At 61.7% G+C, this 15,324-nt stretch carries 10 protein-coding genes; 5 read left to right on the forward strand and 5 right to left on the reverse strand.

What is annotated here, in order from left to right; translation table 11 throughout:
• Positions 1–47: 47 nt before the first annotated feature.
• The 3 genes from AC13CE_RS14035 to AC13CE_RS14045 all read right to left on the reverse strand — a co-directional run bounded on the left by AC13CE_RS14035 (position 48) and on the right by AC13CE_RS14045 (position 4,982).
• Positions 48–2,249 carry a DUF305 domain-containing protein gene (locus AC13CE_RS14035; RefSeq protein ID WP_482972751.1) on the reverse strand — a complete coding sequence of 734 codons (2,202 nt, stop codon included), beginning with the start codon at positions 2,247–2,249 and terminating at the stop codon, positions 48–50.
• A 91-nt stretch (positions 2,250–2,340) separates the two neighbouring features.
• Positions 2,341–3,633, reverse strand: coding sequence for an acyl-CoA dehydrogenase family protein (locus AC13CE_RS14040; protein WP_482972752.1), 1,293 nt, complete (start codon positions 3,631–3,633; stop codon positions 2,341–2,343).
• The gene (locus tag AC13CE_RS14045) at positions 3,633–4,982 is read right to left on the reverse strand and encodes a phosphotransferase (RefSeq protein WP_482972753.1); all 1,350 of its coding nucleotides are present in this window, start codon (positions 4,980–4,982) and stop codon (positions 3,633–3,635) included. The genes AC13CE_RS14040 and AC13CE_RS14045 overlap by 1 nt, the downstream gene beginning before the upstream one ends.
• Before the next feature lie 102 nt (positions 4,983–5,084).
• On the opposite strand from AC13CE_RS14045, the gene AC13CE_RS14050 reads away from it, so the two are divergent.
• Positions 5,085–5,492, forward strand: a complete 408-nt coding sequence (locus tag AC13CE_RS14050) for a baeRF12 domain-containing protein (RefSeq protein ID WP_482972754.1) — start codon at positions 5,085–5,087, stop codon at positions 5,490–5,492.
• 132 nt (positions 5,493–5,624) lie between these two features.
• Positions 5,625–6,644, forward strand: a complete 1,020-nt coding sequence (locus AC13CE_RS14055; RefSeq protein WP_482972755.1) for a serine hydrolase — start codon at positions 5,625–5,627, stop codon at positions 6,642–6,644.
• 94 nt (positions 6,645–6,738) lie between these two features.
• On the opposite strand, the gene AC13CE_RS14060 is transcribed toward AC13CE_RS14055, so the two are convergent.
• Complete coding sequence (locus tag AC13CE_RS14060) at positions 6,739–7,011, reverse strand: hypothetical protein (RefSeq protein ID WP_482972756.1); 273 nt, start codon at positions 7,009–7,011, stop codon at positions 6,739–6,741.
• Between the two features lie 231 nt (positions 7,012–7,242).
• Here AC13CE_RS14060 and polA point away from each other — a divergent pair, with 231 nt between their 5' ends.
• From polA to AC13CE_RS14075, 3 genes are read left to right on the forward strand one after another with little or no spacing between them, the layout of a single operon-like run.
• A complete protein-coding gene (gene polA, locus AC13CE_RS14065) occupies positions 7,243–10,107 on the forward strand; it encodes a DNA polymerase I (protein ID WP_482972757.1) in 2,865 nt (954 codons plus the stop codon).
• A gap of 2 nt (positions 10,108–10,109) precedes the next feature.
• Complete coding sequence (locus AC13CE_RS14070; RefSeq protein ID WP_473820359.1) at positions 10,110–11,414, forward strand: sensor histidine kinase; 1,305 nt, start codon at positions 10,110–10,112, stop codon at positions 11,412–11,414.
• A 13-nt stretch (positions 11,415–11,427) separates the two neighbouring features.
• Complete coding sequence (locus AC13CE_RS14075; protein WP_482972758.1) at positions 11,428–12,507, forward strand: mechanosensitive ion channel family protein; 1,080 nt, start codon at positions 11,428–11,430, stop codon at positions 12,505–12,507.
• Here AC13CE_RS14075 and AC13CE_RS14080 read toward each other — a convergent pair.
• The gene (locus AC13CE_RS14080) at positions 12,504–14,831 is read right to left on the reverse strand and encodes a CDC48 family AAA ATPase (RefSeq protein ID WP_473820357.1); all 2,328 of its coding nucleotides are present in this window, start codon (positions 14,829–14,831) and stop codon (positions 12,504–12,506) included. The genes AC13CE_RS14075 and AC13CE_RS14080 overlap by 4 nt on opposite strands.
• Positions 14,832–15,324: the final 493 nt, after the last annotated feature.

The raw sequence follows: 15,324 nt of genomic DNA on the forward strand, positions 1-15,324 counted from the left end.
TGAGCATTCGGTGCGAAGTGGCGAAATGGACGCCCCCGCGCCGGGGCCTAGCCGCCCTTACGGCTCGCCTCCGCCGCAGCGATCACCTCTTCGGGCCAGGTCACCTGCGTCTGCGTCTGCGGGTTGAAGACACCGCCCGGATATTGCGCCGCTTCGGCGGCGGCGATTTCCTCGGCGGTCAGGAACTCGCTCGGCTCCAACGCGAAGACATCCAGACCACGGCTTATCTCGGTCGCATAGATGCGGCCGTCATACCAATAGGCGCTCCAGTAGCCGCCGGTGATCAGCTGGTCCTTGTCCACCGGGCCGCGGTCGAAATAGGCAATCTCGAACGGGTTGGACGCATCGGTGAAATCGATCACCGAGATACCCCCCTGGTACCATGCCTGCACGAAGATATCGCGCCCCGGCACCGGAATGATCGAGCCGTTATGCGCAACGCAGTTTTCCTTGTCGCCCTGCGGCGCGGGCAGCTTGTACATCCCGCGGTAGCTCAGCTTACCGTCCTCGATCGCGTAGAAGGCGTTGGCGCCCCAGTTGGTGGGATCGCCAGCCTGACAACGGGGCCGCCCGCCGCCGCCCCATTCGTCTGTGAACAGCACTTTCGTGCCGTCATTGTTGAAAGTGGCCGAGTGCCAGTAGGCAAAGCCCTTGTCGGTCACGTCATCGATTCGGACCGGCTTCATCGGGTCAGAAATGTCGAGGATGATGCCATTGCCCGAGCACGCGCCCGCCGCGAGGTTCTTTGCCGGGAAGACAGTGATGTCGTGGCACTGGTTGGTGACATTGGTATCCTGCGTACCTTCGCCGTGATCGCCACCGCGCCAGAGGCCGGCGATCTGACCGTCACGCGCGAAGACCCGCGGGCTGTCCACGATGCGCGCAGCCGCCGGATTGGCGACCGGTATCTCGACGACGTCGATGCTGAACAGCGCGGTCTCGTCACCCGCTGTGTCGAAACAGCCTGCCAGTTCCTCAATGTCGCGCACATAGGAGGTGCCGGAATTGTAGACCACGATCCGGTCGGCGTCGGCACTCACGATCGAATGGGTGTGGCTGCCGCGGCAAGTCTGGACGAGGCCGACCTGGCGCGGGCGGGTGATGTCCGAAATATCGAAGATGCGCAGGCCGCGAAAGCGATCTTTGCTGACCTTGCCGGTCACGCCATCGAGACCGCAATCGATCCGCGCGCGGCTGTCCTGCACACTCATCACCAAGAGGTCGCCCACGATCGATACGTCACCCTGCCCGCCGGGGCAGACGGTCGAGGAAACGAGCTCCGGCACACCGTCTTCGCCGAGGCGATAGGCGTTGAAGCCATGATAATTGCCCGCGACCATGAGATCGCCCGAGAAGGCGATATCGGTATTGGCGAAGCTGAGCAGCGATCCACGCTTGCCGAATTGCGGCTTTTCTTCCTCTTCCTGGCCGTCCGCTTCGGTGGCGGAGGGCTTCTCTTCGTCCTCGTCCTTTTCGATCAGCGGTTGCAGCTGGGCCGGGTTCTCGGGATCGAAGAAGCCGGTCGGCTTGGGCTGGGCGGCGACCAGGCGGAGGTTGGAGATCGCCTGCTCCGCATCGCGGAAGCCCGCCGCAAGCGTGGCACGCGGATCGGTGGAGAGTTCGGCGAGGACCACGTTCATCCGGTCGATCTCGGCCTGCTGGTCGCTCACCACCTCGTTGGTGAATTCGAACATCACCGGCTCGTAGGCGCTGCCCGGCGCATCGTGCAGGCGTTCGACCATGTCGAGCGCACCCTTGTGATGGGCGATCATCAGCTGGAGGAACAGGCGGTCGAACTCGGTCCCATTGGCCGCGGCGAGCGCCGCCATTTGCTCCGCAGTGGCCATGCCCATCATAGCGTGGTGGCTGCTGTGGCCCTGATGCCCGGCGTGGCTCATTTCAACCGGCTCACCGCGCGCTTCGAGCCATTCGCGCATGAACTTCATTTCGTCGTTCTGGCCCGCCCCGATGCGGTCGGCGGTCTTGAGGATCGCGTCGTTATTGGTGCGCGCCTCAACCAGATCGGCCATCTCCACCGCCTGCTGGTGGTGGACGATCATGCCCTGCATGAAGGCAACGTCGGCCGGCGAATAGCGCGTGTCCGAAAGCGCGATAGCTTCCGTTTCGTCGATTACCCGCGGCGCCTCTCCCGGAGCGCCGGGCAAAACGATCGGCGCCCCTTGCGCAAAAGCGGCGGTGGAAGTCGATGCAAGCAGGCCGGTCGCAGCGACGCGAAGGATGGTGTTCATATTATAGGTCCCCAAGAATTGCGGGCCTGAGAGAGGCAAATGAAACCTCCATGGTCAAGCGGGAGTTCTGCGAACGACATGCGGGCACGGATTAACCGGCAGCGAACTCGCCCTTGCGCGGCCCCAGATAGCCGAACAGATATGCCCCCACCTTTCGCATCTGGATCTCCTCGGCGCCTTCGGTGATGCGGTAGCGGCGGTGGTGGCGATAGATGTGTTCGAAGGGCTTGTGCCGCGAATAGCCCATCCCGCCGTGCACCTGCATCGCGCGGTCGGCGGCTTCGCACACCAGCCGGTTCGCCCAGTAATTGCACATGGAGACCTTGTCGGAGATCGTCTTCTCGATCTCCTCATGCGGCATGTTGTCCATCTGCCAGGCGGTCTTGTAGATCAGCAGGCGGAGCATCTCGCACTGCGTCGCAAGTTCTACCAGCGGGAACTGGATCGCCTGGTTGCGCGCCAGTTCTTCTCCGAAAGGCTTGCGCTGGCGGGCATAACGAACGCTTTCCTCCACGCAGTATTGCGCCGCGCCGAGGCTGGAGGCGGCCTGCCGGATGCGGTTCTGGTGGACGAAGCTCTGTGCCAGCGCGAGACCCCGGCCCTCCTCACCGAGGATTGCGCTGTCAGGCACCCAGACATTCGTGAACGACAGCCGCGGATGATCGGTGGGCATGTTGAAAGTCCACATCCACTCTTCGATCTTCAGGCCTTCGGTCGGATTGGGCACGAGGAAGCAGGTGATCCCCTTCGCATCGCCCGCCGTCCCGCCGGTACGGGCGAAGAGCGCGCAATGCGTGGCGACATGCATGCCCGTGATCCACATCTTCTCCCCATCGATGCGCCAGCCGTCGACGCCGTCACGCACCTCTCGAACTGCGACGGTTTCCATATGGGTTGCGTCCGAACCGTGACCGGGTTCGGTAAGGCCGAAAGCGACGCGGCGCCTGCCCTCGAAGCCGCCGAGGATGAACTCCTGTTTCTGTTCTTCGGTCCCGAAGGTGTCGAACATGGCGACGAAGGGGAAGTTGCCGACGATCGAATGCTCATTCTGGAGATCGTTGTGGAGGCCGAGCCCGCGCTGTGCGAAACGGTCGCGGATCACCGCCATCCAGAGGTTCGATCCGTCCTTGCCGCCATATTTCTTCGGTGCGGAGAAACGCCAGTGGCCCGCCTTATCAGCCAGTTGCCGCGCCTGATGCAGCAGATCCTCCCATTCGCGGCTCGGCAAGCCGTCCCGCTCCCAATCGGTCCGCGCATTCTCGCGGCGATAATCGAAGAAACGGACGTTGTCGTCTTTCGCGACGAGCGGTTCGATCTCGGCCTCGATGAAGGAAATCAGTTCGGCATAGTATTCTTCAAGGTCCCGCGGGATGGTGAAATCCATCAATTTTCTCCAAGCCATTTCCGACGCGCGACGGCGAGTGAAGGGTATTTGGGTACGTCGGCTTCGAGCTTTTCCAGCGCTTCGGCACGTAGCCTTGCAAGCAACCCAAGCTCGTCCAGCAAGACGTCTCCAGCCAGCAACGCTGCCGCCAGGTCGATGTCGGTCGCCCGCGCAAGCAGCGCATCGTCACGTTCAATCATGCCGAGCGCGTTGCGCGCAACGGCGAGCTGGAAGCGATCATGTCCTTCCATCCGGTCCTTTATGGTGCCGAGCCATTCAGAGACTGCGCGCGCCATCTCCCCGCTTGTGGCTTCTCCCGGTCCGGACTTGGTCGGTCGAGACGCGATAACCGGCACCCTTTGCTCGGCTTCGGGAGCCTCTTCTTCCAGCAAAAGCAGCAAATCGAGTTCCTGCTCGCTGGTCCGCCGCGAGATGACGACCCGTTCCAGCATCCGGTCGTCGCCGCTGCGCCACATCTGCGCATTCCTGAGGCAACCGAGCGCCCACCAGACCGTGCGGTAGATCGTCCAGAAACGGAAGCGTGCACGATCGACCGGCCTGCCGCCGGCTGCCTCATAGGCTGCGAAATAGTCTTCGAGGGCGCCCAACCCCAAGGCGGGCTTTTCGTAGGAGCCAAAGCGCCAGACCGGCATGCAGCCGAAAGCGAGATCTTCGTGCCAGTCGCCGAAATGCGCCAGCTCCCAGTCGAGCACGCCTGCGAGCTTTCCTTCCTCGACTAGCAGATTGCCGAGACGAAAATCGCCATGGTTGAGCACCGGCTCGACAGGAGCAGGGCAATTATCCTCCAGCCACTTCAGGCCGAGCGCCAAAATGGGGCGGTCGCCGCCAGCCTCCTCGAACTGATCCTGGAGCTTCGCGATTGCCTCCCCGTAGTCCATGACCGGTACATTGCCAGGCACGTCGTTGCGGGCGATTGCATGGATGCGGGCAAGTTGAGCTGCACATTCCGACAACAGGCGTTCCGGTTCCGCCATTGCCAAAATGGCGCGCGGATCGGGCGTGCCTGGAAGAGCGCGCATGACGAAACCGCTCCCGATATCGTCCTCGCCACGCAGCTCGACCACAATTTCCGGCGCTCGCACCCCTGCCGCGGCGGCCGCACGGATAATGGCAGCTTCGGTATCGTGCCCGAAGGGTCGGTCTTCGAGGAACGACATGCTTGGGGCCCGGCGAAGGACATATGGCTCTCCATCCGCCTCGAAGCGCCAGCTTTCCATGGTCGCCCCGCCGGTCAGCCGGGCCAGCCCACCGGGCGCACCCAGTCCGGCGCGGCGCAGCGCACTGGTCAGTCCGGCTTGCAGCTGGCTCACGCCATCGCTCTCTCCCATGGACGGCACTGTGGCGCATCGCAGATTGCCTCACAAGTCCCGGACCTCTTGGGGACTTTGCCCGTTGATGTAGTGACGGAACTTTCCATCAAGGAGACCCATATGAAACTGCCGCACAAGGCCCATGTTGCAATCGTCGATGGCGAACATTTCATGGTCATGCAAAACACCGGCCAGCTTTTCGAACCGAAGCTGGAAGGGGCTCAGAAGCCGGACCTCACAGCGACCAATTTCAGCGCAGGGGTGAAACATCAGGACGATATGGGCCAGCGTAACGGTTCGACCGATCTGAACGAACTTGCTCACGGCGCAGCGGCGGCCGAATGGCTCAATGCCAAGGCCATTTCGGGTGAATTGACGAACCTGCTGGTGATTGCCGACCCGAAGACCTTGGGAGAGATGCGCCGTCATTATCATACCGAACTGCAGAAGCGCCTTGTCGGCGAGATCGACAAGACCGTCACCGGCGAACCGGTTTCGAAGATCGAACAGCTGATCGCAGCGGCCTGAGCGGCTAACGAAATTTCCTTGCCTCGAAAGGCGCCAACGCTGCCGCGACACAACTCGTCGCGGCAGCACTTGCGCATAAATCCGCCTATACGTTAATGTTTCGACAACCATGAATTTGGTATTGGGATGGGTATGCGGATCAAATCACTAGCAAAACTGCTGGCCGCGGGGGTGCTCTCGCTTTCGCTGTCGACACCGGGACAGGCTCAAACCAGCGATTACACTGCGCAGTTCGATCAGGTGCTCGGCACCGAAATACGCGCTCCAAAGAGCTTCGATGCGGTTTACGACACTGCGCTGGAGCAGCGGATTTCCCAGCTGGCCGATGGCTCTCAGGGTCGTATCGGCGTCTACGCCATCGACCTTTCCACCGGGAAGGAAATCGGCATTCTCGCCGATCAGCGCTTTCCCATGGCCAGCACCAGCAAGGTCGCGATTGCCGCGACATATCTGGCCGGGGTCGATGCGGGCAAGTGGAGCCTGACCAGCGAATGGCGCCTTCCCCGTCCGGGCGGAGCCTATCTTTCCGCCCGCCAGCATATCGACCTGATGATCAGCAAGAGCTGCAATGATTGTACCGATGCCTTGCTCGCTGCCGTCGGTGGGCCGCGGGCGGTCAACCAATGGATGCGCAATGCAGGGCTGGAGGAATTCGAACTCACTCGCGATATCGCCACGCTCATTCGTGAAGACGGCCGTATCGATCCGGCGTCGAGCGTAGATCTGCGCGACAGTGCGACCCCTCGAGTAATGGGGCAACTGCTGGCAGGCATCTATCAGGGCAAATGGCTGAGCGCGTCATCGCGTGGCGTCCTGATGGATGCACTTCGCTCTACCACGACCGGCAAAAAGCGCATGCGCTCCGCCCTGCCTTCGAGTGCAGGATTGGCGCACAAGACCGGAACCTTGAGCCGCACCGCCAGCGACATCGGTATTTTCCATACACCTGACGGGCGCGCGATTGCCGCTGCAATCTATGTCACGGGACAAAGCCCGTCGATGGCGATCGAAAACGGCAATCGCAGCCGAAAGCTCGAAGCCCGGCAGATGCGCGACGCTCGGATTTCGACGATAGCAGGCGCTCTCTATCGCGGCTTCGCCAGCAAGGAAGACGATCGCCGCGTGTGGGCAGACGCCGACTACGGCGGATAATCCGACCCTTTACTTCGGGCATGAAAAAGGGCGGTGCCTCGCGGCGCCGCCCTTTCTTGTTCGAAACGGTTATTCGTTTGCGAAGCTGGCGAGATTATTCGGCAGCAGCTTCTTCAACGGTTTCACCTTCGACGTCTGCTTCGACTTCAGCAGCAGCTTCGTCGGCTTCAGCGGCCAGTTCTTCGGCACCGGCTTCAACGTCGGCAACAGCTTCTTCAGCACCAGCTTCCATGGCTTCCATGTTGGCTTCGGTGTCGGCAGCAACCGAATCAGCGGTGTCACCAGCTGCGTCTTCGGTGGCTTCCGAGCAAGCAGCGAGCGAGAGAGCAGCGGCCGAAGCGGCAGCGACGAGTGCGATCTTGCGCATAATGTAAATCCTTAAATAGCAAGTTCATGGTGCGAGAGAAGCAATCCCACCCCCCTCACGCAAGGCCCGGCAATTCGGGCCTTACGATGTCTAAATAGTGGCGGGATTGTGGCGCCGCAAGCGATTTCTCCTTCTTTTCAGCGGAATTGCCGCATTTCCGCCGTTTTTAGGTCACATTTTTCCGCCGGTTGCCGCTCCCCATGCGCACGACTCACTGCTAGTGCCGCTTGGATGGCCGACAAACAGCACCTCTACCTCGTCGATGGTTCCGCCTATATATTCCGGGCCTATCATCGCCTGCCGCCGCTTACCGATCCGGAGGGTACGCCCGTGGGCGCGGTCTATGGCTATACGACGATGCTGTGGAAGCTGGCCGACGATCTCGACAAGGCCGATGGCCCGACCCACCTTGCAGTAATCCTCGACAAGTCGAGCCATTCCTTCCGCAACGAAATTTACGACCAGTACAAGGCCAACCGTCCCGATCCGCCAGAGGATCTGGTGCCGCAATTTCCTCTGATCCGCGATGCGACGCGCGCTTTCAGCCTTCCCTGCATCGAGGAACCCGATGTCGAGGCGGATGATATGATTGCGTCCTATGCGCGGGCAGCCACGCGCAAGGGGTGGGACGTGACCATCGTTTCCTCCGACAAGGACCTGATGCAGCTCATCGGCAAATGCGCCGACGAGGATCTGGAGCCGGGGGTCGAAACCGGCGGTTGCATCGATATGCTCGACACGATGAAGAGCCAGCGTATCGGGCGCGAGGAAGTGATCGAGAAGTTCGGCGTTCCGCCCGAGAAGGTGGGCGATGTCCTCGCGCTGATGGGCGATTCGGTCGACAACATCCCCGGCATCTTCGGGGTCGGTCCGAAAACCGCGAGCAAGCTGATCGTCGAACATGGAGACCTCACCGCCGCGCTCGATGCTGCCGAGGGGATGAAGAAAAGCAAGCTCAAGGAACGCTTGCTGGAACACCGTGCCAATGCGGAACTCAGCCGCGTTCTTGTCACTCTGCGCGAGGATTGCGATCTTCCGGTCAAGCTGGAAGATATGAAGCTCGACGGGGTCCCGAAAGAGCCGCTTTCGGCATTCCTCGAAAAGCATGGCTTCACCAGCCTGCTGCGCCGTCTGGAATCGGGCACGGGCAGCCCGAACCGGAGGACCGATCTCAATCCTCCCCGACAGCAGACCGCAGGGGCCGAGGCGAGCAGCGAAGGCAATGTGCAGCCGCTCCCCGAAATGCCCGAAGTCGATCGCAGCGCCTACGAATGCGTCCAGACGATGGACCGGCTGGAGCACTGGATCCAGCGCGCGAAAGAGACGCGGCTCGTCGCAGTGGATACAGAAACCAGTTCGCTCGATTGCATGCTGTGCGATCTTGTCGGCGTCAGTCTGGCGGTCGGTCCGAACGAGGCCTGCTATATCCCGCTGGGGCATGGCGGCAGCGATATGTTTGCGGAACGTCCGGAACAGATTGGAATGGAGGCGGCGCTCGCAGCGCTCAAGCCGATGCTGGAAGACGATGCGGTCCTGAAGATTTTTCAGAACGGCAAGTACGACCTGAATGTCCTGGCAAGACAGGGCATCATGGTGTCCCCCATCGACGATACTATGATCATCAGCTTCGCGCTCGACGCCGGACGCAGCGAATCCGGGATCGGCGGTGGCCATGGTATGGACGAGCTTGCCGAACGCCATCTCGGCCACACCTGTCTCAGCTTCAAGGAGATCTGCGGGACGGGCAAGAAGGCGATCCCCTTCGGCGAAGTGCCGCTGGACAAGGCAACCGAATATGCGGCGGAAGACGCGGACGTCACCTGGCGCCTGCACGCCCATTTGCGCCGCCGCCTGCCACTGGAGGGAGGCACGAAGGTTTACGAGCGCGTCGACCGTCCGCTCGTGCCGGTTGTGGCAGGGATGGAACGGCACGGCGTAAAGGTGGACCGCGCACGGCTGGCAAAGCTGTCCGAGGAGTTTGCCACGGAAACGGCAAGACTCGAAGGCGAAATCCATACTCTTGCCGGCCAGGAATTCACGGTCGGCAGCCCCAAGCAGCTGGGCGATATCCTGTTCGACAAACTTGGCCACAAGGGCGGCAAGAAAGGGAAGAGCGGACAATATTCGACCGACCAGTCGGTGCTGGAACGCTTGTCGATCGATGGGGCGGAAATCGCGAACAAGGTGCTTGAATGGCGGCAGCTAACCAAGCTGAAGTCCACCTATACCGACGCGCTGCAGCAGGCCATCAACCCGGAGACCGGCCGAGTGCACACGAGCTACAGCCTTGTCGGCGCGCAGACCGGGCGGCTTTCCTCGACCGATCCGAACCTGCAGAACATTCCGATCCGCACGGAAATCGGCCGCCAGATCCGCGAAGCCTTCGTGGCGGACGAAGGAAATGTATTGCTGGCAGCCGACTATTCGCAGATCGAACTGCGCCTCGCCGCTCACATGGCGGATGTCGGCCCGCTCAAGGACGCCTTTGAGAATGGCGAAGACATCCACGCGCGCACCGCAACCGAAATGTTCGGCGAAGTCACTCGCGACTCCCGCGCTCGCGCCAAGACCATCAATTTCGCCATCCTCTACGGCATCTCGCGTTGGGGTCTAGCGGGCCGGCTCGGTGTCGAACCCGACGAAGCGCAGGCCATGATCGACACCTATTTCAAGCGCTTTCCGGGAATCCAGAAATATATCCTCCACACCCTCGAAAGCGTGCGTGAAAAGGGGTATTCGGAAACTCTCTTCGGCCGGAAGACCTGGTTTCCGCGTATCAATTCGAAGAATCAGAACGAGCGTGCGGGGTCGGAGCGCGCGGCAATCAACGCCCCGATACAGGGCACCAGCGCAGATATCATCAAGCGCGCAATGGTGCGGATGGGGCCGGCGCTGAACGAGGCAGGGCTGCGAGATGTCCGCATGCTGCTGCAGGTTCACGACGAACTCGTATTCGAGCTTCCCGAAGCAGATGTCGATGCGGCTTCCAAGGTCATCGAGCGGGTGATGGCAAACGCGCATAATCCAGCTGTGGAGTTGTCTGTCCCGCTGGGAGTCGATATCGGAACCGGCAGGAGTTGGGGAGCGGCGCACTAGGCATGGATCGGAGTCGCTTTCAGTGGGGGACCAGACTGCCGAATGCGGCGGTGCTGCTGTTCATAGCCGCCGCGATGATGGGGCTCATCTTCCTCGTTTATCAAACGGTGGAGGCAGAACGTCTGCAGCGCGCCCGCTCGCAGCTCACGGCCGAGATCATCGAAGAGCTTCAGCGTGTCGATTCCGCCGCGCTCAACGGAGAAACCGGTCAGCGCGGCTATCTTATCACGCTCGACCGACGCTATCTCGAGCCGTACAGAAAAGGCCGCGAGCTGATCGATCCCACCCTGCGGCGACTACGCGAACTTCTCTCCGAAGATGCCACTACCCGTCAGGAAGAATTGCTCGACGAGATCGATGTGCTGGCCCGCGCAAGATTTTCGGAGATGGAAAATTCCGTCATCCTTCTGGAAGATGGCCGCTTACTCGACGCGCGCCGGGCCGTCCTGACCGACGAAGGTCAGGAGACGATGGAAAGGTTACGCCGCGCGCTGAGCGAGATGGAAGACATCGAGCGGCGGCTTCTGGCGGAACAAGCTGCGGAAACCGCGCGGATCGAAGGCCGGGTTCTGCCATTGCTCGGCACATTGATCGCGCTTTTGATCATCGCGATAATGCTCGGTTCGCGGCTCGTTTCGCGTGCCGCGCGGCACCAGGCCGAAGCTGCACAGGCAGTGGCGGTCGGAGAGGCTCGCGATCGCGCCGACCTGCTGGCGCGCGAGCTCAACCACAGGGTCAAGAACCTCTTCGCGGTGGTGCTTGCCATCGTGCAGATGAGCGCCAAGGACAAGCCGGAAGCCAAGCCGGTAACCGATGCGATCGCCCAACGTGTTCGCGCCCTGCTGACGGCGCATGAGGTCAGCCAGGGCGAATTGGATCGTGAACTCGCCTCGCTCGAGACGCTGATCGAAACGACGCTCGCACCCTATCGTTCGCAAAGCCAGCCCGCGAAGGTCGAGGGACCCGAAGTATTGCTACCCGCGAAGCGCATCACGCCCCTGGGTCTGGTCCTCCACGAGTTGACCACCAATGCAGTCAAATACGGCGCGTGGGCCAACGGGGGCGAGATCGATATTTCGTGGAAATGGGTCGGCGACTCCGTCCGGCTCAAATGGCACGAAAAGGGCGTGCCGATTGTCGATCCACCCGAGCACAAGGGGTTCGGCAGCCTGCTGATGGAGAGCGCTGCCCGGCAGTTCGGAGGTTCCGTCAGCCGGGACTTCACGACCGAAGGCTTGCTGGTCGAGATCGAGCTCCCCCATGTCGACAAAACCGAGCGCCTTGCAAGTCCGCCCCCTCCCCAATAGGGCAGAGCCCGTCATGCTCGAACGCTATTACCCGCAGAATTGGCCCATATCGCAGGAAGGGTTGATCCATACGCTGATCGCGCTGGGCGCGGCATTACTCGGTGCTCTGATCATTCACTGGGTGGTGTTCGCAATCCTGCGCAAGATTACCCGCGCATCGACCAGCCAGATGGACGATGTGGTCGTCGAGAAAATCCGCAATCCGATGCGCTGGGCGATGGTGGCTTTCGCAATCTCCATTGCTGCCGAGAACGATGCCCTTGTCGGCAATGGCTGGGACGTGTTCGCCAGCTTCCTGACACCCGCCGTAGTAGGCTGGGCAGCTTTCGCCCTGGTGAAGGGTCTTGCCGCCGGATACGAGCGTCAGCTTGAACTGACCGGCGATGAGGTTGCCAACCGTGGTTATCGCACACGGATCGCCATTCTTTCCCGCACGGCGCGTGTGGCTATCGTCATAATCACCATTTCACTCATCATGCTGAACATCCCGGGCGTGCGCGACGTCGGCACGACGATGCTGGCATCGGCCGGTCTTGCAGCCTTGGCAGTCGGTGCCGCCGCGCAACCCGCTCTGAAATCGCTCATAGCCGGATTGCAGATGGCGCTTACCCAACCGCTCCGTATCGGCGACCTCGTGAGGGTCGACGGGGAGACCGGAAGGGTGGAAGAGATCCGCATGAGCTATGTCACGGTTCGCACCTGGGACGAACGCGTCCTCGTGGTGCCTACCATCCGTTTCCTCGACCAGAGTTTCGAGAACTGGTCACGCGTGAGCGAGAAGCTGACCGGGCCGGTGATGCTCCATCTGGATCCGGCCGCCGAAATCGAACCCATCCGGCAGGAATTCGAACGTTTCGTGAAGGCGCATCCTCTATGGGATGGCCGCAATCTCGCCTTGCTGATGACCGAGGCCTATCCCGAAAGCGTCGCGCTGCGCCTCTCGATGAGCGCCGACACCATCGGCGACCTGTGGACCCTGCGTTGCGAGGTCAGGGAACACATGCTGACATGGCTGAGGCAGAACCAGCCCGATGCGCTGATCCGCCACCGCCTCGAAGTGGAGGCAGCGAACCAGCGGGTCATACAAGGCTAGCTTTGCTCGCTGCCGTGCTTGGCGTCGCGGGTACTCTCGACCATCCCCTCGTGAATGAAACCGATCGGCTGGACCTCTGCCGCCCGCTTTTTCAATTCGCCACGCATCTTCCTGTATTCGGCTTCCATCTGGCTGGTTACCGTGGCGCGGCTATCCTTTAGTGCTTCGGCGAAATCTGCAGAGGTAACTTCCCGCACATCGCCGCCAGAGCGTTTCAGGGCATTCAGCCCTGCCCGCCTCACCACGTCCTCAAGGTCCGCGCCTGTAAAGCGTTCGGTCTTGCCCGCAACATCGGCAAGATCGACGTCCTCTGCCAGAGGCATGCTTTGCGTGTGAATTCCAAGAATCTGCGCGCGTCCTGTCTTGTCGGGCGTGCCGACATAGACCAGTTCATCGAACCGGCCCGGGCGTAGCAGGGCAGGATCGACCAGTGTCGGGCGATTGGTCGCGCCGATGACCACGACGGATTGCAGCTCTTCCAGCCCGTCCATCTCGGCAAGGATCGTATTGACCACACGGCCCGTGACCTGGGGCTCGCTCTGGCCGCTACCGCGTGCCGGCACCAGGCTATCGATCTCGTCGATGAAGACGACGCATGGAGCCACCGCGCGTGCACGCTTGAACATTCGGGCAATCTGCTGCTCGCTCTCGCCATACCATTTGGACAGCAGATCGCTCGATTTCATCGAGATGAAGTTCGCTTCAGCTTCCTTGGCGACCGCCTTGGCCAGCAGCGTCTTGCCCGTGCCCGGCGGGCCATAGAGCAGGAAACCCTTGGCGGGCCTGATCCCGAGGCGGTGGAAGGCGTCGGGATTCTTCAGCGGGAGTTCGATGCCTTCCTTCAGCTTCTCGATCGCATCGCCCACACCGCCGATGTCGGACCAGCCGACATTGGGCACCTGAACCATGACCTCGCGCATGGCGCTGGGCTGGACGCGCTTCAACGCGGAGAGAAAATCCTCGCGGCCGACGTAGAGCTCGTCGAGCACTTCGGGCGGGATCGTGCGCTCGTCGAGATCGATCTTGGGCATGATCCGGCGCACAGCGTCGATTGCTGCCTCGCGCGTCAGGGCAGCGATATCCGCGCCGACAAAGCCATAAGTAGCCTTGGCAAGCTCGGCCAGGTCGACCTTGTCACCCAGCGGCATACCGCGGGTGTGGATGCCCAGGATCTCGCGGCGGCCCTTTTCGTCGGGTACGCCGATGACGATTTCGCGGTCGAACCGGCCCGGCCTGCGGAGCGCCTCGTCAATCGCTTCGGGGCGGTTCGTCGCCGCGATAACCACGAGGTTCGAGCGTGATTCCAGCCCGTCCATCAGCGTCAGCAATTGCGCGACAAGGCGCTTCTCCGCTTCACCGGGTACGCGGTCACGCTTGGGGGCGATGGAGTCGATCTCGTCGATGAAGATGATCGCCGGCGCAGCCTTGGTCGCCTGCTCGAACACCTGCCGCAGCGCCTTCTCACTATCACCATAGCCAGAGCCCATGATTTCGGGGCCGTTGATGGTGAAGAAATTCGCGTCGCTTTCGTTGGCTACTGCCTGAGCCAACCGGGTTTTACCAGTGCCGGGAGGGCCATGGAGCAGCACGCCCTTGGGCGGATCGACGCCAAGCCGTGTAAAGAGTTCGGGATAGCGCAGCGGCAGCTCGACCATTTCGCGCAGCGCCTGGATGGTCTCCTCGATACCGCCAACATCGTCATAGTTCACCACCGCGCGAGCATCGCGCGGCGCCTCAAACTCGGCGCGCAGCTCGACTTCGGTATTCTCGTCGATATGGACGATACCCTTGGGGCTCGTCGAAACGACCGAAAGGCGGATCTGGGTCAGCGCATAGGCTGGCGCATTGAACATACGGCGCACTTCTGGCGGCATGTTCTGCACCGGCTGCTGGCCGGTGGTCGCCACGAGATCGCCAGCCATAAGCGGTTTGCCGGCAAAATTGCGCTTGAGCGCCTGTGCCGGACCCTGCAGCCGCATGTCGCGATTGGCGGGGGCGAAGACAACGCGCGTTGCGGGACGCGATTCGGCGGCCTTCACCTTGACATGCTCGCCCGAGCCGACCTCGGCATTCCCGCGCTGGAGCCCGTCGAGCCGGATGACCTCGATAGACTGGTCCTCGTCATAAGCGGACATGGCGATGGCTACGGTGGCGCGCTTGCCGACGATTTCCACCGGGTCGCCCTCGGTGATGCCGAGCGCCTGAAAGGTGGAGCGCGGCATTCTGGCAATGCCCCGACCGCTTTCTTCCTGCCGTGCCGCTGCGACCTGCAGCCTGACTGTCTTATCCTCTACCGCCGTCGTCGCAGCATCCGCATCGGCCATCTGGGGCAACTCCCTCGCAAAATCGTGTAGTTTCCATCCCGCAAATGGGGACGGGTGACAGACATGCAATGAGCGAGTGGGCCTGAGGGTCCGCAACCACAAGCTTCACGGGCAAGAAAAAAGCCCGGCTGGCGAACCAACCGGGCTGAAAAAGTCTTGGGAGAGGATGCCTGAAAGGCAGGCGTGATATGCTCGCGCAGCATCTTTTGTGCAAGTGCGAAAAGAACAATGTTTGTTGCAAAATGCGCAATCTTAAAAGATAAGCAGCTGAATTTCCTAAATGGCGATTCCCGCACTTTTCGCAGGTGCAGCGAAACGCAAGGCTTCGAAGAGGAGTTACCCGGCCGATCGAGCCGGGCTCGGATGGACAATCCGGTGCTGCCCGGGGCGTTCTTGCCATAGCCCCAGACCCAGGATGGCGGGGCTTATCCGCCGCCTGCCTGTTCCGGGGGTGACTTCTCCCCGACTCGGCGCTAGCAGCCAAGCCGTAACG

The sequence above is a fragment of the Qipengyuania sp. B-5 genome (assembly GCF_056857815.1).